This window comes from Burkholderia sp. IO2 (assembly GCF_029522185.1).
In the GTDB taxonomy this organism is placed as follows: domain Bacteria; phylum Pseudomonadota; class Gammaproteobacteria; order Burkholderiales; family Burkholderiaceae; genus Burkholderia; species Burkholderia cenocepacia.
In genome coordinates, this window is the sequence record NZ_JAKWFH010000002.1 from 160,544 (window position 1) to 182,008 (window position 21,465).

The 21,465-nt window shown below is 70.0% G+C and carries 18 protein-coding genes; 7 read left to right on the forward strand and 11 right to left on the reverse strand.

Translation table 11 applies throughout. The annotated features are described in order from the left end of the window. Positions 1 to 76: 76 nt before the first annotated feature. Genes MMB92_RS02010 through MMB92_RS02025 form a run of 4 tightly spaced genes read right to left on the reverse strand, consistent with a single transcriptional unit; the run spans position 77 to position 4,751 of the window. The gene (locus tag MMB92_RS02010) at positions 77 to 841 is read right to left on the reverse strand and encodes an ABC transporter ATP-binding protein (RefSeq protein ID WP_048988385.1); all 765 of its coding nucleotides are present in this window, start codon (positions 839 to 841) and stop codon (positions 77 to 79) included. Further along, positions 838 to 1,695, reverse strand: coding sequence for an ABC transporter ATP-binding protein (locus MMB92_RS02015; protein WP_034202754.1), 858 nt, complete (start codon positions 1,693 to 1,695; stop codon positions 838 to 840). Before MMB92_RS02015 ends, MMB92_RS02010 begins: the two co-directional genes overlap by 4 nt. 11 nt (positions 1,696 to 1,706) lie before the next feature. Then, positions 1,707 to 3,518 carry an ABC transporter permease gene (locus tag MMB92_RS02020; RefSeq protein ID WP_058902746.1) on the reverse strand — a complete coding sequence of 604 codons (1,812 nt, stop codon included), beginning with the start codon at positions 3,516 to 3,518 and terminating at the stop codon, positions 1,707 to 1,709. A gap of 39 nt (positions 3,519 to 3,557) precedes the next feature. Further along, positions 3,558 to 4,751, reverse strand: coding sequence for an ABC transporter substrate-binding protein (locus MMB92_RS02025; RefSeq protein WP_006483404.1), 1,194 nt, complete (start codon positions 4,749 to 4,751; stop codon positions 3,558 to 3,560). A gap of 355 nt (positions 4,752 to 5,106) precedes the next feature. Between MMB92_RS02025 and MMB92_RS02030 the strand changes: the two genes are divergently transcribed. Genes MMB92_RS02030 through MMB92_RS02045 form a run of 4 tightly spaced genes read left to right on the forward strand, consistent with a single transcriptional unit; the run spans position 5,107 to position 8,691 of the window. Continuing rightward, positions 5,107 to 6,120 carry a LysR family transcriptional regulator gene (locus MMB92_RS02030; protein ID WP_034202756.1) on the forward strand — a complete coding sequence of 338 codons (1,014 nt, stop codon included), beginning with the start codon at positions 5,107 to 5,109 and terminating at the stop codon, positions 6,118 to 6,120. Further along, a complete protein-coding gene (locus tag MMB92_RS02035) occupies positions 6,117 to 7,577 on the forward strand; it encodes an NAD(P)/FAD-dependent oxidoreductase (protein ID WP_006491074.1) in 1,461 nt (486 codons plus the stop codon). The genes MMB92_RS02030 and MMB92_RS02035 overlap by 4 nt, the downstream gene beginning before the upstream one ends. Next, complete coding sequence (locus MMB92_RS02040; protein ID WP_277562482.1) at positions 7,574 to 8,101, forward strand: hypothetical protein; 528 nt, start codon at positions 7,574 to 7,576, stop codon at positions 8,099 to 8,101. The genes MMB92_RS02035 and MMB92_RS02040 overlap by 4 nt, the downstream gene beginning before the upstream one ends. Further along, positions 8,098 to 8,691 (forward strand): peroxidase-related enzyme, encoded by a 594-nt coding sequence (locus tag MMB92_RS02045; RefSeq protein WP_006491072.1) that lies wholly within the window; start codon positions 8,098 to 8,100, stop codon positions 8,689 to 8,691. Before MMB92_RS02040 ends, MMB92_RS02045 begins: the two co-directional genes overlap by 4 nt. Before the next feature lie 36 nt (positions 8,692 to 8,727). On the opposite strand, the gene MMB92_RS02050 is transcribed toward MMB92_RS02045, so the two are convergent. After that, the gene (locus MMB92_RS02050; protein ID WP_006479718.1) at positions 8,728 to 9,159 is read right to left on the reverse strand and encodes an Lrp/AsnC family transcriptional regulator; all 432 of its coding nucleotides are present in this window, start codon (positions 9,157 to 9,159) and stop codon (positions 8,728 to 8,730) included. Positions 9,160 to 9,453: 294 nt separating this feature from the next. Between MMB92_RS02050 and MMB92_RS02055 the strand changes: the two genes are divergently transcribed. Next, positions 9,454 to 10,533 (forward strand): ornithine cyclodeaminase, encoded by a 1,080-nt coding sequence (locus MMB92_RS02055; RefSeq protein ID WP_006494134.1) that lies wholly within the window; start codon positions 9,454 to 9,456, stop codon positions 10,531 to 10,533. A gap of 58 nt (positions 10,534 to 10,591) precedes the next feature. Then, positions 10,592 to 11,596, forward strand: a complete 1,005-nt coding sequence (locus tag MMB92_RS02060) for an arginine deiminase-related protein (RefSeq protein WP_080331756.1) — start codon at positions 10,592 to 10,594, stop codon at positions 11,594 to 11,596. Between the two features lie 85 nt (positions 11,597 to 11,681). Here the strand turns inward: MMB92_RS02060 and MMB92_RS02065 are convergent, their stop codons facing one another. The 4 genes from MMB92_RS02065 to MMB92_RS02080 form a co-directional block, all read right to left on the reverse strand. Continuing rightward, positions 11,682 to 14,438, reverse strand: a complete 2,757-nt coding sequence (locus tag MMB92_RS02065; protein ID WP_112750760.1) for an Hsp70 family protein — start codon at positions 14,436 to 14,438, stop codon at positions 11,682 to 11,684. A gap of 5 nt (positions 14,439 to 14,443) precedes the next feature. Next, positions 14,444 to 16,285: an Hsp70 family protein gene (locus MMB92_RS02070; protein ID WP_069353063.1), complete on the reverse strand. Its 1,842-nt coding sequence runs from the start codon at positions 16,283 to 16,285 to the stop codon at positions 14,444 to 14,446. After that, positions 16,282 to 16,872, reverse strand: a complete 591-nt coding sequence (locus MMB92_RS02075; RefSeq protein ID WP_034202763.1) for a DUF2760 domain-containing protein — start codon at positions 16,870 to 16,872, stop codon at positions 16,282 to 16,284. The genes MMB92_RS02070 and MMB92_RS02075 overlap by 4 nt, the downstream gene beginning before the upstream one ends. A gap of 251 nt (positions 16,873 to 17,123) precedes the next feature. Then, positions 17,124 to 17,564, reverse strand: coding sequence for an Rrf2 family transcriptional regulator (locus MMB92_RS02080; RefSeq protein ID WP_006488781.1), 441 nt, complete (start codon positions 17,562 to 17,564; stop codon positions 17,124 to 17,126). Between the two features lie 141 nt (positions 17,565 to 17,705). Here MMB92_RS02080 and MMB92_RS02085 point away from each other — a divergent pair, with 141 nt between their 5' ends. Beyond that, on the forward strand, positions 17,706 to 18,620 hold the full coding sequence (locus tag MMB92_RS02085; protein WP_006495679.1) for an NAD(P)/FAD-dependent oxidoreductase: 915 nt from the start codon (positions 17,706 to 17,708) through the stop codon (positions 18,618 to 18,620). Positions 18,621 to 18,639: 19 nt separating this feature from the next. On the opposite strand, the gene MMB92_RS02090 is transcribed toward MMB92_RS02085, so the two are convergent. After that, positions 18,640 to 20,085, reverse strand: a complete 1,446-nt coding sequence (locus MMB92_RS02090; protein WP_277562483.1) for an MFS transporter — start codon at positions 20,083 to 20,085, stop codon at positions 18,640 to 18,642. A 15-nt stretch (positions 20,086 to 20,100) separates the two neighbouring features. Beyond that, the gene (gene psrA / locus MMB92_RS02095; RefSeq protein WP_006495681.1) at positions 20,101 to 21,243 is read right to left on the reverse strand and encodes an iron-containing alcohol dehydrogenase PsrA; all 1,143 of its coding nucleotides are present in this window, start codon (positions 21,241 to 21,243) and stop codon (positions 20,101 to 20,103) included. Positions 21,244 to 21,465: the final 222 nt, after the last annotated feature.

Sequence of the window (21,465 nt, forward strand, 5' to 3'; positions counted from 1 at the left end):
TCTCCGTGGTGTCGATCGCGACAGAACGCCAATCTACCCCACATTTGACGACGCTTGGCAGCACCTGCTCGTCCACCTACACCGCCACCGCCTCCCCACCGAGATACGCATCGCGCACGCGCTCGTCGTCGAGCAGCGTTTTCGCGGGCCCTTCCAGCACGACGCGCCCCGTCTGCAGCACGTACCCGTAGTGCGCGATCTCCAGCGCGAGGCTCGCGTTCTGCTCGACCATGAACACCGTCACGCCCTGCTGGTTGATCGCGTCGATCAGCTCCAGCACCTTGTCGACGTAGAGCGGCGACAGTCCCATCGTCGGCTCGTCCATGCAGATCAGCTTCGGCCGCGCCATCAGTGCGCGCGCCATCGCGAGCATCTGCTGCTCGCCGCCCGACAGCGTGCCCGCGCGCTGCGCAAGCCGTTCGCGCACCCGCGGAAACAGGTCGAGCACACGCTCGTAGTCGTCGGCCACCGCCGCGCGATCGCCGCGCGTGTATGCACCCATCAGCAGGTTCTCGCGCACGCTCATGTCGGCGAACAGCCGCCGCGCCTCCGGCACGGCCGCGATCCCGCGCCGCACGCGCTGCGGCGTCGCGAGCGCCGTCACGTCGTCGCCGTCGAAACGCACGACGCCGCGCTTCGGCCGCATCAGCCCGAGAATCAGCTTCATCGTCGTCGACTTGCCGCTCGCGTTGCCGCCGAGCAGGCTGACGATCTGCCCGCGGCCGACCTCGAAGTTCACGTCGAAGTGCACCTGCACCGGTCCGTAGAACGTGTCGAGATGTTCGAGTTTCAGCAGCGCATCGGTCATGGTCGTATGGGGTTCCGGGGAAAGTACGCTCATGCGGCCGCCTGCACGGTCCGATCGGCCGACGTGCCGCCCGCATGACGGCGGCCGAGATAGGCCTCGATCACGCGCGGATCGTGCCGCACGTCGCGCGGCGCGCCCTCGGCGATCTTCACGCCGTTGTCGAGCACCATCACGCGGTCGGACACGCGCATCACGAGTTCGAGCTTGTGCTCGATCAGCAGGATCGTCAGGCCGCGCGCCTTCAGCGACTGGATCAGTTGCAGCATCTCGGCCGTCTCCGTCTCGTTCATCCCGGCCGTCGGCTCGTCGAGCAGCAGCAGGCGCGGATGCAGCGCGAGCGCGCGGCCGATCTCCACGCGCCGCCGGTTCGCATACGACAGGCTGTGCGCCGGATGATCGATGCGCGGCGTGAGCCGTTCGCCGAAGCCGGCGACGATCGCGCGCGCTTCTTCGCGCAGTTCGGCTTCCTCGCGCCGCACCGACGCGGGCCGCACGAGCGCGCGCAGCACTTCGGCGGCCGCGCCGAGCGCCGGCCAGCCCGGCCGTGCCGCGCGCAGCCGCGCATGCGCGCCGATCAGCACGTTGTCGAGCACGCTCAGGTTGCCGAACACGCGACCGTGCTGGAACGTGCGCGCGATGCCGAGCGCCGCGAGCCGTTCCGGTGCGGTGCCGGTGATGTCGCGTCCGTCGAACGTCACGCGGCCGGCGTCGGGCCGGTCGGCGCCCGCGATCAGGTTGAACAGCGTCGACTTGCCCGCGCCGTTCGGGCCGATCACGCTCAGCAGTTCGCCGTCGGCCAGCGTCAGGCTCGCGCCGTCGAGCGCGGTCACGCCGTCGAAGCGGCGCGTCAGGCCCTGCACGTCGAGCAGGGGTCGAGTGGTGATCATCGCATTCCTCCTCACACCGTGCCGAGCAGGCCCTGCGGCCGGAACCGGACGAGCAGCAGCAGCACGAGGCCGTAGATCAGCATCCGGTAGTCGGCCGCCCAGCGGAACAGCTCGGGCAGCCCGATCAGCGCGATCGCGCCGACGATGCCGCCGAGCACGTTGCCGAGCCCGCCGAGGATCACCATCGTCAGCGCGAGGATCGACACCTGCGAATCGAAGGTCTGGTGATTGATGTAGCTGTACAGATGCGCGGCAATGCCGCCGCTCACGCCCGCCGCGACGCCGCCGACCGCGAACGCGATCGCCTTGTAGCGGTTCGGCGCGATGCCGTGCGCACGCGCAGCCACATCGTCCTCGCGCACCGCGCGCAGCGTGCGGCCGAGATGCGAACGCAGCAGCCGCACCTGCACGAGCGCGAACACGACGAGCACCGCGAACGTGAACCAGTACGCGGCGCGCGCGGTGGTCGCCCACGGCAGCGGCGCGATGCCGGTGATGCCGAGCGGGCCGCGCGTCAGGCCGTCCCAGTTCAGGATCACGAGGCTCACCACTTCGCCGATGCCGAGCGTCGCGATCGACACGTAGTGCCCGCGCAGCCGGAACGCCGGATAGACGAGCAGCGTGCCGAGCACGGCGGTGATCACGCCCGCGCACGGAATCGTCACGGCCGGCGACCAGCCGAGATCCGACGACAGCAGCGCCGACGCATACGCGCCGATCACGAGCAGCGCGGCGTGGCCGAGCGAGATCTGCCCGACCGTGCCCGCGACGAGCGTGAGGCTCAGCGCGAGCAGCCCGTACAGCCACGCGTTGGTCAGCGTCTGCAACACGTACGGCGATGCGCCGAGCCACGGCAGCACGGCCGCCGCCGCGATCAGCACGACGAGCACCGGGCGCGGCACGCGCACGGCTTTCGCGGCGGCGAGGAAGGTGCCCGTCATCGGCTCGGGCGGCAGCGCGCGATTCGCGCTGAACAAGCCGTTCGGCCGCCACACGAGGAACACGATCAGCAGCCCGAATGCGAACAGGTCGCGATAGCTGGTGCCGAACAGCGCGACGCCGTAGCTTTCGACGAGACCGAGCAGCAGGCTGCCGGCGATCGCGCCCGGCACGTTGCCGAGCCCGCCGATCAGCAGCGCGACGACGCCTTTCAGCGTCGCCTGGAAACCCATCGCCGGATCGATGCTGTTGTAGTACATGCCGACCAGCAACCCGCTCACGCCGCCGAGCGCGCACGCGATCGCGAACACGGTCTGGTTCACGCGATCGACGTCGACGCCCATCTGCAGCGCCGCGTCGCGATCCTGCGCGGTCGCGCGCACGGCCCAGCCGAGCCGCGTGAAGCGCAGGAAACCGTACAGCAGCGCGGCCGCCGCGATGCCGATACCCGCGATCAGCAGGTCGAGCGAGCCGAGCGTCGCGCCGGCGATCCGCACGTGCCAGTCGGGCAGCGGCGTCGGCACCGCGCGCGGGTCCGCGCCGAACGCGAGTTGCGCGAGCTGGTCGAGGATGAAGCTGATGCCGATCGTCGCGAGCAGCGGCGCGATGCGCGCGGCATGGCGCAGCGGCCGCAGCCCGATCCGTTCGATCGCGATGCCGAGCGCGCCGCAGCCGACCACGACCGCCGCGAGCGCGACGGGTAGCGGCAGCCCGAAGCGCGTCAGGCACAGCCAGCCGATGAATGCGCCGACCATGTACACCGAGCCGTGCGCGAAGTTGATCAGGTGCGACACGCCGAAGATCAGCGCGAGCCCGACCGCGAGCAGCGCGTAGATGTTGCCGACGATGAGGCCGTTGAGCGTGTAGTCGAGCCAGGAAGCCATTACGATGCGTCCGTCAGGTGCAGGCGGTTCAGGTCGGGTTCAGCGCGCCGCGAGCTGCGGCTTCGCGCCGTCCCACAGCGCCCACTGCCCCTGCTTCACCACCAGATACACGGTGCGCGCGCCCGCCACGCGGCGCGTCTGCGGATCGAAGCGCACCTTGCCGAAGATCACGCTCGGCACGTCGCTGATCTTCGCGAAGCCGTCGTGCGCGGCCTGGCGCGTCGTGCCGTAGCGGCGCAGCACTTCCGCCGACAGGATCAGCGCGTCGTACGCGCGCGCCACGAACGAATCGGGATCCGCGTGGAATTTCGCGCGATAGCGCTGCACGAACGCCTGCACCTCGGGGCGCGGTTCGGCCGGGAAGAAGTTCGATTCGGTGTAGACGCCTTCGACGGCCGTGCCGCCCAGTTCGAGGAACTTCGGCGAGTACACGGAGCCCACCGCCGCGATCGGCAGCGCGACGCCCGACGTGCGCGCCTGGCGCACGATCTGCGCGCCGTCCGCGTAGTACGAGATCAGCACGATCGAATCGGGCTTCGACGCGCCGATCCGCACGAGCGTCGAGCGGAAATCCTTCTCCGCCGGCTGGTAGCCTTCGGCCGCGACGACCTGCGCGCCGAGCCCCGCCACCGCCTTCGCGAAGATGTCCTTGCTGGTGCGGCCCCAGTCGGTGTTCAGGTACAGCACCGCGATCCGCTTGAAGCCGAGTTCCTTCACCGCATAGCGCGCGAGCAGCGGCTGCTCCTCGGCCTGGCTCAGCGCGGTGCTCCACAGATAATCGCCGCCCTTCGTGAAATCCGGATGCGAATTCGTGAAGCCGAACTGGATCAATTGCCCACGCTGGTAGATCGGCGACGCGGCCATCGACGTCGCGCTCGAGAAATCGCCGAGCTCGATCGCGATGCGCGGATCGGCGACGAACTTCTGCGCGATCGCCACCGCCTGGCGCGGGTCGCTGCGGCTGTCCTGGAAGTCGATCGCGAGCGGGCGGCCATGAATGCCGCCGCTGCCGTTGATCTCGTCGAGCGCGAGATCGAAACCGCGCTTCCACTGCTCGCCGTATTGCGCGTCCTGGCCCGTGAGCGGGCCGCTCACGCCGATCACCACCGGCTCGCCCGACACGCCGGCCGCGAGCGCGCCGCCCGTCGACAGCCCCCATGCGGCAGCGAGCGCCGCCACCGTGCCCAGCACGCGTCGCCATGCGCCGCGCGCGTCGTTCCCCGAAACGTTCATGCGTCCCCCAGCTTCAGTCAGTCGAAAAGAGTGAGGGCATGTAACCATCCGGTTCAGGACGATCCAACGAAGTTTTGCGCATATCGATATCGCATGCGGCGCGAAGCAAGCGACGCTCGCGAACGGTCGGCTGTCCGTCGCGCATCAGGCGAAGTACGGGCCTGCATCGCATCGCATTGATTCGATTGGCGTTTCGTTCTCGCGACCTCGCGCAACCGGCGCGCATACGCGCACCACCGGCCGCCGCGACGATCGCGCCCTTCGCAGTTTTCCCGCTGTCGATAGCAAAAATCATTATATGAATCACGCATGCTCGCGCTCCTACAATGCGCAAATTGCATCATCGGAACGCGTCATGGAGCTGCATCAACTCGAAGCTTTTTCCGCGGTCATGTCGGCCGGCAGCGTGACCGGCGCGGGCGAACTGCTCGGCCGCTCGCAGCCGGCCGTCACGCGGCAGATCCAGGAACTCGAGGCCGATCTCGGCTACGCGCTGTTCGACCGGCATGGTCCGCGCGTCACGCCGACGCGCCGCGCGTTCCTGCTGTACGAGGAAGTCGAACGCTCGCTGGTCGGCCTGCGTGCGATCGAGGCGCGGGCGCGCGCGCTCGGCGACGAAACCGCCGAACCCGTGCGCATCGCGGCCACGCCGTCGCTCGCGGCCACGCTCGTGCCGGCCGCGCTCGCCGCGCTGCCCGACGACGCGCATGCGCCGCACTATCAGTTGCGCAGCGAATCGGCCGAGCACGTCGTGCACGAGGTGCTGGCCGGCACGGCCGATGTCGGCGTCGTCACGCTGCCGATGGCGCATGCCGGGCTCGACGTGCACTGGATCGCGCAAACGCCGTGCGTCGCCGTGCTGCCGGCCGACGATCCGCTCGCGGCGAAACCGCGCATCGCACTGCGCGACCTCGCGCGGCGCCGTATCGTGACGGTCGCGAACCGGCATCGGCTGCGTCAGCGGATCGACGCGGCATTCGCGGCCGCGCGCGTCGATGCGCGCGTGTTCATCGAAACCAATGCGTCGCTGAATGCGGTGATGGCCGCGCGCGCGGGCATCGGGATCGGCATCGTCGATCCGGCCACGGGCGTCGCGCTGCCGGTGGACGGCGTCGTCGCACGCCCGCTCGACGTCGACATCCCGTTCGCGTTCGGCGTCGCGACGCCGGCCGGCAAGACGCGCACGGCGGCCGTCGAGGCGCTGCTCGACGCGCTGCATCGCACGACGCGCGCGCTGCTCGACGACGTGATCTTTCACGACGCCGCCGCGCACGATGCGCTGCTGCGCGGCGACCGGTTGCGCACCGAGCGGGGGTCGCGCCCCGTTCGAACGACACGTGCGCGCCGCGCGCGCCCGGAGGCCGCATGACGAGCCAGCTCGACGCACTCGAAGCGCGGCTCGCGCAGGACCTGCGCTGGCTCGACCTGCCCGCGCCGTCGTGGGTGCCGTCGCGCGAAGCGGACGGCGTGCGCGTGCTCGACGTCGCGATCGTCGGCGGCGGAATGGCCGGGCTCGCGGCTTCCGCCGAGCTGCGACTGCTCGGCATCGACAACCAGTGCGTGATCGACCGCGCGCCGGCCGGCTACGAAGGCCCGTGGGTCACGTTCGCGCGGATGGAGACGCTGCGTTCGCCCAAGCAGCTCGCGGGCCCCGCGCTCGGCCTGCCCGCGCTGACGTTCCGCGCCTGGTTCGAAGCGCAATACGGCCGCGACGCGTGGGACGCGCTCTACAAGATCCCGCGCCCGCAATGGATGGACTATCTGCGCTGGTATCGGCGCGTGCTCGACCTGCAGGTACGCAACGACACGACGCTCGTCGCGCTGCGCCCGCGCGACGACGGGCTGCTCGCGCTCGACGTGCGCGGCAACGGCGAAGCACAGACGCTGCTCGCGCGGCACGTCGTGCTCGCGACCGGCCGCGACGGGCTCGGCGGCCCGTATGTGCCGCCCGTCGCGCAACGTGCGCCGCGCACGCGCTGGGCCCATTCGTCCGAGCCGATCGACTTCGCCGCGCTCGCGGGCAAGCGCGTCGGCGTGGTCGGCGCGGGCGCGTCCGCGTTCGACAACGCGGGCACCGCGCTGGAAGCGGGCGCCGCGCGCGTCGACCTGTTCTTCCGTCGCGCGGACATTCCGCGCATCAACAAGCTGACCGGCATCGGCAGCCCGGGCCTCGTGCACGGCTACGCCGATCTCGACGACGCAACGAAGTGGCGCTTCATGCACTACGCGCTGACGTCGCAAACGCCGCCGCCGCGCGACAGCGTGCTGCGCGTCTCGCGCCACGACCATGCGCACTTTCATGCGGGCAGCCCGATCGAGACGCTCGCCGACCATGCGGACGGGCTGGAAGTAACGACGCCGCGCGGCCGCTACACGGTCGATTTCCTGATCTTCGCGACGGGTTTTCATTCGGACTGGACGACGCGCGACGAATTCGCGTCGTTCGGCGCGCACGTGCGGCGCTGGAAGGATCGCTACCAGCCGGACCCGGCGCTGCGGCTCGACGAGCTCGCCGAGTCGCCCGATCTCGGCCCCGCGTTCGCGTTCCAGGAGCGCGAGCGCGGCGCCTGCCCGGCCGTCACGCGCATCCATTGCTTCAACCATGCGGCGAGCCTGAGCCACGGCAAGCTGTCCGGCGACATCCCGGCCATCAGCGCGGGCGCGGAGCGGCTGGCACGCGGTATTGCGAGCCGGTTGTTCGATGCCGATCGCGACCGCCACTACGACGCGCTCGTCGCCTACGCGAATGCGGAGTTGCAGGGCGACGAATGGCGCGACGCCGACGCCCTCGATCACTTTGACGACGAAGGAACACCGAAACGATGACTGACTCCATCACGCCGGCCGTCGGGCCGGATACGATCGACGCGGCAGCCGGCCTGCGGGAAGGCGACGCCGTCGCCGCGCTGCGCCGCGCCCGCGACAAGGTGCTGCTGCCGACACAACTGAGCGAAGCCGCGCTGTTCGATCCCGCGTTACCCGATCTTTCGCTGATCGAGCGGCTGCACACGGCACGGTATGTCGCGCGGCAGTCGAATGCACACGCGCTGGCCGACATCTATCGGGCCCGGCTGCTCGACGCGGGCGGCACGCTCGACGACATCGAACGGGCGGATGCCGACGCGCTCGACGCACTGCCGCGCCGCCTCGGCGCGATCCTGTTGCACGCGAAGCGCCTGACGCACGCCCCGGTCGACGCGCGCGCATCCGATCTCGACGCGCTGAAATCGGCCGGGCTCACGACATCCGCGATCGTCGCGCTGTCGCAGCTCGTCGCGTTCGTCGCGTATCAGTTGCGCGTCGCCGCGGCCACGCGGGCGCTTCAGGCACGTGCCGCGGAGGCCGCATGACGACGGCAGCCCACGGCTTCACGTCCGACACGCTCGGCTGGCGTGCGTGGCTCGACACGGTATCGCTCGACACGGCGACACCCGATCAGCTCGCGGTGCTGGAAGCGAGCCACCCGCAAGCGAAGACGTCCGACTATTACCTGCTGCTCGTCCACCTTCCCGACATCCTGCGGCAACGCTCGGGCGTATTCAACGCGATCATGTACGGTCCCGGCGGGCTGTCGCGCGCGGAGCGCGAACTGGCGAGCACGGCCGTATCGCGCGTGAACGGCTGCGTGTACTGCGCGTCGGTGCATGCGCAGCGCTTCGCGCAGCTCGCGAAACGCACCGATGCGATCGAACAGGTGTTCGAGGATCCGGCGACGGCCGGCACGACGGCGCGCGAACGCGCGATCGTCCGCTATGCGATCGCGTTGACCGAACGGCCCGACGCGATCGGCGAAGATGACATTGCGGCGCTCGAAGTCGAAGGGTTGACGCACGAGGAGATTCTCGACCTGTCGCACGCCATCGCGATCTTCGCGTGGGCGAACCGGTTGATGCTGACGCTCGGCGAGCCGGTGTTCCCGGCACCGGCGGCCACGGCCTGACCGCAGCGAAAGAGGTGGCGCGGGCCCCCGCCCGCGTCACGCCTTGTGCGTCGACAACAAGATGCTCGTCTCGGTATTGGCGATTCCGTCGATCAGCCGGATCGCGCCGAGCACGCGATCGAAGTGTTCGAGCGAATCGGCGTGCAGCTCGGCGACGAGATCCCAGCGCCCGTTCGTGCTGTGGATCGACGCGACGTTCGGATGCCCGCGCAGCACCTTCACCACCTCCGCGCCGCGATTGCCCTGCACCGCGATCGACATCAGCGCGCGAATCCGGTGCCGTTCGGCGGCCGGCTTGAGCCGTACCGTATAGCCGACGATCACGCCGTTTTTCTCGAGCCGCGTGAGGCGGTTCTGCACGGTCGCGCGCGCCACGCGCAATTCTTTCGCCAACGCGACGACGGGCAGTCGCGCGTTGTCGCGCAGCAGCGCGATGAGCTGACGGTCGACGTCGTCGAGCGTGATCATGAACGGCTTTCCTGTTGAGCGTGAACCGGCCGCCAGCGTGCCGGAGGCCGCCCGTTCCGGCCAGCGTGAACTGTTCAAAGTGCCGGAAATGGCTGGCAATTTGCCAAGTCTATCGAGAAATCTGCCACTTTTGCCGTCTTTTTGTTGGCTCGACTCACGGAAATAATGACTCCATCGACCGGCCGACCCGCCGCGCCGCTGCTTTTTCAGCAAGCCCGGATTCGCGCCGACACCCCGCCCGGTCGACCAGAACGCCCGGACACCCGTACCGGCACCGAATATGGAGACAGACCGATGACTCGCTTCCTCGACGTTCCCGCCACCGCCCGCCTGATCGCCAGGACCGGCGTCACGACGTTCCTGCGCGAACTCGTCGACACGCTGCGCGCCGACTACCTGCACTGGGCCGATTTCGACAAGTCGCCGCGCGTCGCGTGCCACTCGCGCGACGGCGTGATCGAGCTGATGCCCGTCGCGAACGCGTCGCTGTTCGCGTTCAAGTATGTGAACGGCCATCCCGTCAATGCGGCGCGCGGGATGCACACGGTGATGGCGTTCGGCGCGCTCGCCGAAGTCGATACCGGCTACCCGCTGCTGCTCGCCGAACTCACGCTCACCACCGCGCTGCGCACGGCCGCGACGTCGGTCCTCGCCGCGCAGGCGCTCGCCCGGCCCGATTCGCGCACGATGGCGCTGATCGGCAACGGCGCGCAAAGCGAATTCCAGGCGATCGCGTTCCACACGCTGCTCGGCATCGACGAAATCCGCGTGTTCGACGTCGATCCGCGCGCAACCGACAAGCTCGTGCGAAATCTCGCCGCGTACCCGAAATTGCGGGTCGTGCGCGCGGCCTCGACCGCCGACGCCGTGCGCGGCGCCGACATCGTGACGACCGTCACCGCCGACAAGGCATACGCGACGATCGTCACGGCCGACATGATCGAGCCCGGCATGCATCTGAACGCCGTCGGCGGCGATTGCCCGGGCAAGACCGAACTCGAGGCGGGCGTGCTGCACGCGGGCCGCGTGTTCGTCGAATTCGAGCCGCAGTCGCGCATCGAGGGCGAGATCCAGCAGATGCCGGCCGACTTCCCCGTGACCGAGCTGTGGCGCGTGCTGCAGCGCGAAACGGCTGGCCGCGAGCGCGCGGACGAAGTCACGGTGTTCGACTCGGTCGGCTTCGCGCTCGAGGATTACTCGGCGCTGCGCTACCTGTACGCGCTCGCGCAGCAGCACAACGCGGGCGTCGAGATCGCGCTGATTCCGCCGGCCGTCGATCCGAAGAACCTGTTCGCGCTGATCGACGACCCGGCCGCGATCGCGCACGGCCACGCGGCGTTCGTGACCGAAGCCGTCGCCGCGTTCGCGCGCTGACCGTCAGCTGGGGGCGGCCCCTGCGCCGCCCGTTTTCCTCCCTCCGCTCCCGCCCTTCATGAATCTCGTATCGATCCAGGCGCCATCCGCCGTCGTGATGATCCGGCCGCACCGCTTCCTGCCGAACCCGCAGACCGCGGCCGACAACGCGTTCCAGTGCACGGCCGCAGGCGGTGCGTGCGACACCTCGTCGATATCGGCCGCCGCGCGCGACGAAGTCACGGCCGCCGCGCGCACGCTCGCCGATGCGGGCGTGCGCGTGCACGTGTTCGACGACCACGGCGAGCGCGACACACCCGACTCCGTGTTCCCGAACAACTGGTTCTCGACGCATCCGGGCGGCCATGTCGCGCTGTATCCGATGCACAGCCCGAACCGTCGCCGCGAGCGGCGGGCGGACGTGATCGAGATGCTGAAGGCCGAGTACCGCGTGCAGGACGTGATCGACTACTCGGGCCTCGAATACGACGACGTGTTCCTCGAAGGCACCGGTGCGATGGTGCTCGACCACGTCGCGCGGATCGCGTACACCGCGCGCTCGCGCCGTGCCGATCCGGTCGCGCTCGAACGCTTCTGCACGCACTTCAACTTCGAGCCGATCTGCTTCGACACGGCCGACGCGAACGGCAAGCCGATCTATCACACGAACGTGATGATGAGCGTCGCGACCGAGTTCGCGATGGTCGGCCTCGACCTGATCGCCGACAGCCGCCGCCGTGGCGAGATCGCGCAACGCCTGACCGAAACGGGGCGTGCTGTGATCGCGCTCGACCACGCGCAGATCGCGAATTTCGCGGGCAATACGCTGGAATTGTCGGGAAAGGATGGGCGCGTGCTCGCGCTGTCGCGGCGTGCGTTCGACTGTCTCACGCACGACCAGCGCGCGGTGATCGAACGCTCCGCGCGGTTGCTGCCGCTCGACGTGCCGACGATCGAGCTGGCCGGCGGGTCGGTGCGCTGCATGCTCGCGGGGATACATCTCGCGCGGCGCTCGATGGCGGCACGCGACGGCGCGGCAATCGAATCGATGGGACGGGAGCGCGAAGCGGTGTCGCACGCCTGACTGTAGCGGGTTCTGACGTCGCGCTACCGTTGACGCGACCGGATGCTTCGATCTGCGAACGAGATCGAAGCATCCGGTCGTACTTTCAATCGGCCAGCAACTTCAGCCCCGCCGGCAGCGTTTCGCCGAATACGCGCGCCGTATCGGCTTCGTCGAACGCGATCGCTTCACGGACCATGTCGATCCACGCCGCCGATGCATTCGCGGCCGACAGGCGCTTGATGACGGCCTCGCGCGTGTCGTCCGGCAAATCGCGCGAGCGGTCGCCCGTCATCCGCGCGATCTGCGCGGCCGCGAACGCGGCCGGCTCGACCTGCTTCCAGTCGAGCGCGAACAGCGCATCGAGCCAGCCGCCAACGATTTCCGCCGGCACGACACTGTGCGCGCTGCCATAGAACGGCCGCCGCGCACCGATCCGCCCGAGCGCCCATGCACACAACGCGCGTTCGGCCGGCTTCTGCAGCTGCACGATCAGGCGCTCGGCGAGCTCGACCTTGCGCTCGACGGGCAACCGTTCGAGCGACGCGGACAACCGCGTCATGTCGGCCGGCCCGACCTTGGCCGGATCGAACGGCAGCTTGCGCCGCTTGTCGTCGGACGGTTCGAGGAACGCGATCGCGTCGCGCACCTGCGTCTGCGCATCGTCGTCGAGGCCGCCGGCCACGCGCCGCCACAGCGTCCACCACTCGGACCACACCTGCGCATCGGTCACGTATTGAATGCCGTCGTCGAACAGCGGCCACAGTTGCTCGATGCGCCACGCGTCGAGCGGATGACCGAATCCCGGACGCAGGCAATAGCCGGCGAGATTCAGCCACGCGCGCTCGTGATCGGCCGAGCGACGGCGCCGCCGCGCCCGTGCGAGCAATGCGTCGAACAGTTCGCGCGCGAGCGCGACGTCCCAGTCTTCGCGGGCGCCGAGCACCTGCTCGAGTTGCGCGCGCAACCGGCGCGTGTCCTTCGGCGTCACGCCCGCGGCCTTGCTGCCGAACGAGCGCTCGATCAGCTCGATCGCCTGGTCGAGCCGCGGATGCCGCGCGGACGCCGCATCGTCGCCGTGCCCCGGCGCATCGCCGCGCAACTGGAATTCGAGCCGCCAGCGGCGCGCCGCGTCGTCGGTCGCGATGCAATGCATTTCGAGCGTGCCGACCTCGGTCAGCGACGCGGTGAGCTTCACCGGCGTTTCGCGCGCGTCGCCACCCGCCTTCGCGTCGACGACCGTCGCGATCGGCGGCAGCCGCACGAAATCGCCGCCGTCGAGATCGACGAGATCGCCGGGCCGGTACTTCGTGTCGGCCACCGTCGATACGAGGTGGAACCGCACCGGCTGCCCGAGCTGCAGCGCGAACGTGCGATCGTCGAGCCGGATCTCGCGTCCCTCTTCCGCGCCGCGCGGCAGCAGGCAGACGCCGCGTGCGACGGAATCGTCCGCACCGTCGTCGAGCACGAGGAAATAGCTGCGCGCGGAGCCGCCGCCGATGCGCGGCGCATGGCCGGCACGCGCGAGCCCGTAGGCCACCGCGCCACGCGCGACGGCCACGTCGGGATGCGCGTTGTGCAGCACGTCGAGCGGCGCGCCGCGCCACGCACCGAGCGTCTGCGCAAGCCGGCCGGCGAGCGCGCCCGCGCGGAACACGCCGCCGTTGAGCAATAGCGTGTCCGGCAGCGGGCCTTCCGCATGACGATTCAGGAACGCGGCGACGTGGCGCGTGACGGCCGCGTCGCTCGCATACGGCAAGCCGAATTCGACGATCGCCGCGCGCGCCCGGCGCGGCAGTTCGCCGGCCTCGACCTGCGGAAAGAACCCGTCGACGACGATCTGCTCGACTTCCTGCCGCGTCAGCTCGGCCGAGCGCGCGCCGCCGACGAGCTTGCTGCCCGCGCCGAGCAGCGTGACGGTGGCGGACGCCGGCGCGTCGTCGCCGAGCAGCCGCTCCTTCGCCGCGCGGCAGCGCTCGACGAGCTGCGACAGGCTCGCGGCCGACAGCCGCGTACCGGGCTCGGTCAGCCGTGACTCGACCAGGCGCGCGAGCGCGAGGTCCATGTTGTCGCCGCCGAGCATCAGGTGGTTGCCGACGCCGACGCGCGTGAAGGTCGGCTCGCCATCGTCGCCCGGCGCGACGTCGACGAGCGTGAGGTCGGTCGTGCCGCCGCCGACGTCGCAGATCAGCACGCGCCGCGCCGCGGCGAACGTCTCGCGCAACGTGTCGCGCTGGCCGTACAGCCAGTCGTAGAACGCGGCTTGCGGCTCTTCCAGCAACCGCAGCGCCGGCAGCTTCGCGCGCCGTGCGGCCTCGACGGTCAACGCGCGCGCGCCGTCGTCGAACGACGCGGGCACCGTCAGGATCACGTCCTGCCGCGCGAGCGGCGCGTCGGGAAAATGCGCGTCCCACGCGTCGCGCACATGCGCGAGATAGCTCGCGCTCGCCTCGACCGGCGACACCTTGTCGACGCCGTCGGCCGCGCCCCACGGCAGGATCGCCGCGAGCCGATCGACCGACGCGTGCGACAGCCAGCTCTTCGCGCTCGACACGAGCCGGCCCGGCACCTGCGCGCCCAGCGTGCGCGCGTAGCGGCCGATCACGGCCGGCGGCGCGCCGACCGCGCCCGCCTTCGTGTCGGCCTTCGGCTCGGCCGCCCACGGCAGCCGCAGCGCGTCCGGCGGCAGCTCGCCCGCCGCCGGGTGATAACGCACCGACGGCAGCAGCGGCTGCGCGGCCACCGCGCCGGGCCCGACGAGTTGCTCGACGTCGAACACGCGGATCGCGTCGGAACCGGCCTCGACGTACGCGACGACCGTATTGCTCGTGCCGAGGTCGATGCCGACCGTATAACGCTTCATCGCGCTCAGGCGGCGCCGCGCACGTCGAACTCGACCTTCCAGCGCTCGTTCGTGCCGCTCGGGATCGCCTCGAGTTCGAGCGTGCCGGCTTCGGTCACGCGCGCGTGCAGCTTCACCGGCACGACTTCGCCGACGGTGCGCCCTTCGGCGGGCAGCGTCGCCTGGATTTCCTCCAGCTCCTGCAGCTCTTCCGGCGACCAGTAGTCGAGCAGCGTGCCGACCTGATCCTGGCGGCGCACCGACGAGCCGAAGAAGCGGAACTGCACCGGTTCGCCGACGACGAGGCCGAACTCCTGCGGCGGCAGCGCCGCGTCCGAGCCTTCCTCCATCCCGAACGGCGCGACGCACAGCGCCTGCACCGGCGGCTCGAGCCCCGGCACCGCGGGCATCGCCGATTCGATCGCGACGTAGTACGCACGCGCCGTGCCGCCGCGAATGCGCACGCCACGGCCGCGCTTCACGTAGCCGTAGTACGCCGCGCCGCGCGCGACCGCGAGATCGAGATCGGCGCCTTCGAGCAGGCGCGCGGGCGGCGCGCCTTCGGCGGCCAGCCAGCCGTTGAGCGTGTCGAGCACGCGCTGCGTGAGCAGCGTCGACTTGAACACGCCGCCGTTGAACAGCACGGCGGTCGGATGCAGAAACGTCGCGCCCTGCGGCAGCGTGCGCTGCACGCCTTCGAGCGTGTCGAGCGCCGCGACCTGGCGGCCGAGGAACGCCGCGAGATGGCGCGTGATGCCGGCGTCCTGCGCATACGGCAGGCCGAGCTGCGTCAGGCCGACACGCGCGCGGCTCACCGGCCGCGCGGCGGCATCGACTTGCGGGAAGAAGCCTTCGAGGATCGTCTGCGTGAGTTCCGCGCGCGTCAGTTCCGTGCGGATCGAGCCGCCGATCAGCTTCGAGCCGCGGCTCGGCACGACGAGCGGCACCGCATCGGTGGTCGGGTCGGACAGCAGCGTTTCCTTGGCCGAGCGGCACGCGTAGGTCAGCGCGCGCAGTTGCCACGGATCGGCCTGCGTGCCCTGCTGCGCGAGCTTGCGTGCGACCACGTGCGCGAGGGCGAGGTCCATGTTGTCGCCGCCGAGCAGGATGTGCTCGCCGACGGCCACGCGATGCAGTTCGAGATTGCCGTCGCGCTCGACCACCGCGATCAGCGACAGGTCGGTCGTGCCGCCGCCGACGTCGACGCACAGGATCAGGTCGCCGACCTGCACCTGCTTGCGCCAGCCGCCCTCGCTCTTCTGGATCCAGCTGTACAGCGCCGCTTGCGGCTCTTCCAGCAGCGTCATCCGCGAATAACCGGCGGCACGCGCGGCTTCCGCCGTCAGTTCGCGCGCGGCCGGATCGAACGACGCGGGGATCGTGACCGTCACGTCCTGGTCGGCGAACGGCGCGTCGGGATGCGCGTGGTCCCACGCTTCGCGCAGGTGCGTCAGGTAGCGGATCGAGCTTTCCAGCGGCGACACACGGGCCACTTCCGGCGGTGCATCGCTCGGCAGGATCGCCGCGCGGCGGTCGACGCCCGGATGGCACAGCCAGCTCTTCGCGCTCGACACGAGGCGGATCGGCGTGCCGGCGCCGCGCGTGCGCGCCATCTCGCCGACCGCGAAGCCGCGCGAATCGGTCCACGGCAGCGTCAGGTCGCCCTGGGTCAGCTCGCTTTCATGCGGCAGGTAGAGGAACGACGGCAGCAGGTCGCGCGATTCCAGCGCGCCGGGCGCGGTGAGCTGCGCGATCGGCAGCACCTGCTGCACGATCTTTTCGCCATCGCTCGTGCTGCTGTCGACGTACGACAGCGCGCAATGGGTCGTCCCGAGGTCGATACCGATCGAATAGCGCGGATCGCTCACAGTTCCACCTCCGCCGGTGCGATCACCGATGCGTCGTGGCTGCCCGTCAGCTTCGGCAGGCGCACGTCGGACACGCGCCAGCCGCGATGGCTGACGGTGCCGGTAAACGGCGCGGAGCCGACCACGTTGCCCGTCACGCGCACGGCGGTCGCGTCGAAGCCGGCCGGCAGCGTCACGCGGCTGCCTTCGGCTTCGTCGCGCACCGGCACGATCGTGAAGTGTTCGCGCAGCGCGGCGCGGCAGCCGTCGTGCACGAGGCGCGCGGCGGCGCCGATGTCGGCGTCCGCATAGCCGGCGATGTCTTCCTCGACGAAATCGATGAAGCGCGCATCGCGTTGCAGCAGGCCGAGCAGTTGCAGGGCGGCCTGCGGGCTCGCTTCGCGCAGCTCGGGCGCCGGCGCCTTCACCGGCGCGGGGGCGACCGGCGCGGCAGCCGGCGCGGGGGTCGGGGCCGGCGCGACCGGGGCCGGCGCGCCATCGCGCACGCGCAGCACTTCGGCCGCGAACTCGCGATTGCCGAGCACGGAGAAGAACGTGCCGACGGCCAGCGACAGCCGGCCGAAGAAGGACAGGTTGGATTCGGGCATGGGGTCTGGACTCCTGTGGGCTCGCAGCACGGCGAGCGTTTCTTGCCTGGGCGCCCGGCGGCGGCGTGCGGCATGCGCACCGGCGCCGCCCGGCGCGTGATTCGAACGCACCCTCGCGGGTGCGGAAAACCCGTATTTTGCCCTGTGGCGGACGAACCGGGCAGAAGTCGGGGGACAGAACATGGCGGCGCGGCGGTTTCCGCCGCGCCGGATCGCGCGTCAGATGCGATCGAGCGCGATGCTGCGACGCGTCAGCGCGACTTGCTCAGCCGCGCCGCCTTCGCTTCGAAATCGCGCGACAGCATGCCGAGCGTGACTTCGCCGAAGCGCGCGAGCAGCGACGCTTCGGCTTCCTTCAGCGTCGCCGACAGGTGCGCGTTGACGGCCTGTTCGACCAGGCATTCGAGTGCATCCTCGGGCACCAGGTCGGAAAACAGCGGCGGCTCGCCCACCGCGCGATAGACGTCGAGCAGCGTGATGTCGTCGAGCGCGACGCTCAGCGCCCAGCCGCCGCCGTGCCCCTTCTCCGACTGCACGTAGCCGCAGTCGCGCAACCCGCCGAGCAGGCGCCGCACGACGACCGGGTTCGTGCACAGCATCGTCGCGATCGTCTCCGACGTCAGCGGGCCGTCGGCCTGGTCCATGTGGATCAGCGCATGCAGCATGCGCGACAAACGGCTGTCGGTTCTCACGGGCGAGGCTCCCCTTCTCTCGAAACTTTTGAAGTTGCATGAATGATACCATCGCCCTATCATGCAACTTCTCGTGTTTCATGAGTTGGCCGCCAGCGGAGCACGTGGATCATTCACGCAGGTCCAGAAAGGAGTTGATGCATGCATTCCCATCATGAAGTGATCGTGATCGGCGGCAGCTTCGCCGGGCTGTCGGCCGCGATGCAACTGGCGCGGGCACGCCGCCGCGTGCTCGTGATCGACGCCGGTCGGCCGCGCAACCGCTTTGCCGAACACGCGCACGGCTTCTTCGGCCAGGACGGCAAGCCGCCCGCGCAGATCGTCGCCGAAGCGCGTGCGCAGCTCGCCGCGTATCCGACCGTGCAGCGCATCGACGGCGAGGCACGCACCGCCGAGCGCGACGCGGACGGGCGCTTTCACGTGACGCTGGCCGACGGCAGCCGCGCGAGCGCCGACCGGCTGATTCTCGCGACCGGCATCCGCGACGCGTTGCCCGCGCTGCCGGGGCTGGCCGAACGCTGGGGCATCAGCGTGCTGCATTGCCCGTACTGCCACGGGTACGAGGTCAGCGGCCAGCGGCTCGGCGTGCTCGCCACGCATCCGCTGTCGGTCCATCAGGCGATCCTGATTCCGGACTGGGGCCCGACGACGTGGTTCACGCAGGGCGTGGTCGAACCGAACGACGAAGAAGCCGCGTTGCTCGCCGCGCGCGGCGTGCGCATCGAGCGCTCGCCGGTCGTCGAGATCCTCGGCGATGCGCCGCGTATCGACGCGCTGCGGCTCGCCGACGGTCAGCTCGTGTCGATCGACGCACTGTTCATCGGCGCGCGCACCGACATGGCGAGCGACCTTGCGCAGCAGCTCGGCTGCGCGTTCGACGACGGGCCGCTCGGCACCGCGATTCGCGTCGACACGTGGAAGCGGACGAGCGTCGCCGGCGTATATGCGGCCGGCGACGCGTCGAGCCTGATGACCAACGCGACGTTCGCGTCGGCATCGGGTGTGGCGGCCGGCGTGGGCGCGCACCGGTCGCTGGTTTTCGGGCTGGACGCGTAGGTGGATGGGCAGCCGGGCGTCACGCCGCGCGCGGCGCGGCGTCCACCGCCGGCTGCGCGTCCCCCTCGGCGCTGCACGCTTCCAGCGAAATCCGCCGCGTCTCGCGCCCGTTGAGCCACCACAGGCCGGCCGCGAGCGGCCCCGGCAGCGCAAGCACCAGCAGCACGACCAGCGCGGCCGACGGCGAGCCCGACATTGCGTAAACATTCGTCAGCATCAGCGGCGCGATCACCGCGCCGAGCCGGCCGATCGCGACCGACACGCCGAGCCCCGTCGCGCGAATCCGCGTCGGCAGGATTTCGGACGACACCACATAGCCCGAGATGTACGCCCACGTGACGCCGAACTGGATCAGGCAGTAGCCGAACACCATGCCGGGCAATGCATGCATCGCATAGATGAAGACGATCGCCGCGACGGTGAACGTATAGCTTGCGAACAACGACGCGCGCCGCCCCCAGGCCTCGACCAGGAACGCCGCGACGATGCCGCCCGCTAGCGCCGCGGCGTTGCCGATCATGTAGTAGATCGGCATGTCCGTCGACGCCACCTTCAGGTACGGCAGCAGCACGAGCGCCATCAGCGACAGCACGCCGTACACGACGGCCGCCTGCGAGAAGTTCAGCGCGCCGGCCAGCGCGCAGCGCGCGCGATACGCGCCGAACAGTTCGCCGACGTTGCGCCAGAACGCGGGCGCCTGGTGCGCGAAGCGGGTCGGCGTGTAGCGCTTCGTCAATTGCGCGCGGTCGGCCTGCGCGCGCGGCGCGCGCGCCACGCTCGCGACGATCTGCTCGACGATCGCTTCGGCTTCCGCCACGCGCCCCTGCTGGATCAGCCAGCGCGGCGATTCCGGAATCACGCGGCGGATCCAGAAGAACACCAGCGCCATCGTCGTGCCGAGGCCGAAGCCCACGCGCCATGCCCACTCGGGCGGCAACTGGTTCAGCACCAGATACGACACGGCCGCCGACAGCAGCGCGCCGACCGGAAAACCCGACAGGATCAGCGCGTCGGTCCGGCCGCGATGGCGCGTCGGAATGAATTCGCCCATCGTCGCGGTCACCGCCGAATATTCGCCGCCGACGGCCAGCGCCGTCATCGCGCGGAAGAACAGGAACGATTCGTAGTTCCACGACAGCACGGTCGCGACGCTGAAGCACGCGTACCAGAGCAGCGTCGCGAGGAACAGGCGCTTGCGGCCATAGCGGTCGGCGAGATAGCCGAACGCGATCGCGCCCACCAGCATCCCGAACACCCAGATGCTGACCGCGAGCGAGCCCTGCGCGGCGCTCAGGTGCCAGTGCGACTTCAGCACGCCGAACACGCTGCCGATGATGTTGGTTTCGAACGAATCGAGCGCCCAGCCGACGCCGAGCGCGACCAGCATCAGCGTGTGGAAGCGGGTCCACGGCAGGTTGTCGAGACGCGTGAGCGCGTCCGTTTCGATCGGATGAGACGGTTGCATGATGAGGGCTCCTCGTCAGTGAAGCGCCCGCTCGGGCTGCTCCGGGCTGAAGTCGAAATGCGGGAAGCGCGCGCGGGTGCCGATGAAGTTGCGCCCACGTGCGCCGTCGAATGCGTGATCCACGATGCGCGCCCATTCGGGCGCGTCGATCCCGTACGCGGCCGGGTGGCTCGCGACGCCGAGCGCGTCGAGCAATGCGACGAGCTGCGCGGGGGCGGACGCCGTATCGCCGAAGATCTCGCGCAGCGCGGCGTCGCACGCGGCGTCGACGCCGAGCGCCGCCTGCATCACGGCCGGCAGGCAGAACGAGCACGCGATGCCGTGCGCGACGCCGCGCGTCAGCGTGATCGCATAGGAAATGCTGTGCGCGAGCGCGGTGTGCGTATTCGAGAACGCGAGCCCCGCGCGCAGCGCGCCGAGCGCCATGTCGCTGCGCGCGTCGAGATCGTCGGGGTGCGCATTCACGCGCCCGAGGCCGTGCATCAGTTCGCGTGCCGCCTGCACGGCAAGGCCGCGCGTGACGGGGTTCGCATGGACGTTCCAGATGCTTTCGAGCGCGTGCGACAACGCGTCGAGACCGCTGGCGAGCGTCGGCTGCATCGGCAGGCCGACCATCAGGCGCGGATCGACGATCACCGTTTCCGGAAAGAGATCGGGCCGCGACAGCGACAGCTTGCGCGCGTTGTGCGGATCCCAGACGGTCGCCCACCGCGTCACTTCGCTGCCGGTGCCGGCCGTGGTCGGGATCGCGACGATCGGCAGCGCAGGCCGCACCGGTGCGTCGCCCGTCGTGCCCGCGGCGCCGGACAGGATGCGCAGCACGCGATCGAAATCGCCGTGTTCGGCGGCGAGCACTTTCGCCGAATCGATCACCGAGCCGCCGCCGAGCGCGATCAGCACGTCCGGTTTGGCGGACAGCGCGGCGAGCCGCTCGCACGCGCGTCGCAGCATCGGCACCGACGGGTTCGCCTCGACGCAGTCGATCCGCGCGAGCGCCGGCCCGAGCTGCGCTTCGACACGGTCGGCCAGCCGCGCGAACACGGCATCGGGATACGTGACGATCGCATAGCTGCGTCCGCCGAGCGCATCGCTCAAATCCGTGAGCGCGTCGACGCCGAAGCGGATCCGCACGGGATTGTGGAAGTGCCAGTCGCTCATGCCGCCGCTCCCGCGCGACGCCGCGTATCGCACACTTGTCCGTTCACGACCCGATATTCTGCATGACGAACCAATACGAAAAACCGATCTTCCGCGCAATACATGCTCGCACCTGAATGGAATGGGGACGAGCATCAGGTTAGACATCCGCGATGACGCGTTCATGATCGAAAATCCCGGTCATCGGCTATGGATCGACCGAATTTTTCGATCGATCGCCGC

Coding starts and splice junctions, on each gene's coding strand:
- MMB92_RS02010 (WP_048988385.1), bottom strand. CDS start 841: ATGAGCGTACTTTCCCCGGAACCCCATACGACCATGACCGATGCGCTG.
- MMB92_RS02015 (WP_034202754.1), bottom strand. CDS start 1,695: ATGATCACCACTCGACCCCTGCTCGACGTGCAGGGCCTGACGCGCCGC.
- MMB92_RS02020 (WP_058902746.1), bottom strand. CDS start 3,518: ATGGCTTCCTGGCTCGACTACACGCTCAACGGCCTCATCGTCGGCAAC.
- MMB92_RS02025 (WP_006483404.1), bottom strand. CDS start 4,751: ATGAACGTTTCGGGGAACGACGCGCGCGGCGCATGGCGACGCGTGCTG.
- MMB92_RS02030 (WP_034202756.1), top strand. CDS start 5,107: ATGGAGCTGCATCAACTCGAAGCTTTTTCCGCGGTCATGTCGGCCGGC.
- MMB92_RS02035 (WP_006491074.1), top strand. CDS start 6,117: ATGACGAGCCAGCTCGACGCACTCGAAGCGCGGCTCGCGCAGGACCTG.
- MMB92_RS02040 (WP_277562482.1), top strand. CDS start 7,574: ATGACTGACTCCATCACGCCGGCCGTCGGGCCGGATACGATCGACGCG.
- MMB92_RS02045 (WP_006491072.1), top strand. CDS start 8,098: ATGACGACGGCAGCCCACGGCTTCACGTCCGACACGCTCGGCTGGCGT.
- MMB92_RS02050 (WP_006479718.1), bottom strand. CDS start 9,159: ATGATCACGCTCGACGACGTCGACCGTCAGCTCATCGCGCTGCTGCGC.
- MMB92_RS02055 (WP_006494134.1), top strand. CDS start 9,454: ATGACTCGCTTCCTCGACGTTCCCGCCACCGCCCGCCTGATCGCCAGG.
- MMB92_RS02060 (WP_080331756.1), top strand. CDS start 10,592: ATGAATCTCGTATCGATCCAGGCGCCATCCGCCGTCGTGATGATCCGG.
- MMB92_RS02065 (WP_112750760.1), bottom strand. CDS start 14,438: ATGAAGCGTTATACGGTCGGCATCGACCTCGGCACGAGCAATACGGTC.
- MMB92_RS02075 (WP_034202763.1), bottom strand. CDS start 16,872: ATGCCCGAATCCAACCTGTCCTTCTTCGGCCGGCTGTCGCTGGCCGTC.
- MMB92_RS02085 (WP_006495679.1), top strand. CDS start 17,706: ATGCATTCCCATCATGAAGTGATCGTGATCGGCGGCAGCTTCGCCGGG.
- MMB92_RS02090 (WP_277562483.1), bottom strand. CDS start 20,085: ATGCAACCGTCTCATCCGATCGAAACGGACGCGCTCACGCGTCTCGAC.
- psrA (WP_006495681.1), bottom strand. CDS start 21,243: ATGAGCGACTGGCACTTCCACAATCCCGTGCGGATCCGCTTCGGCGTC.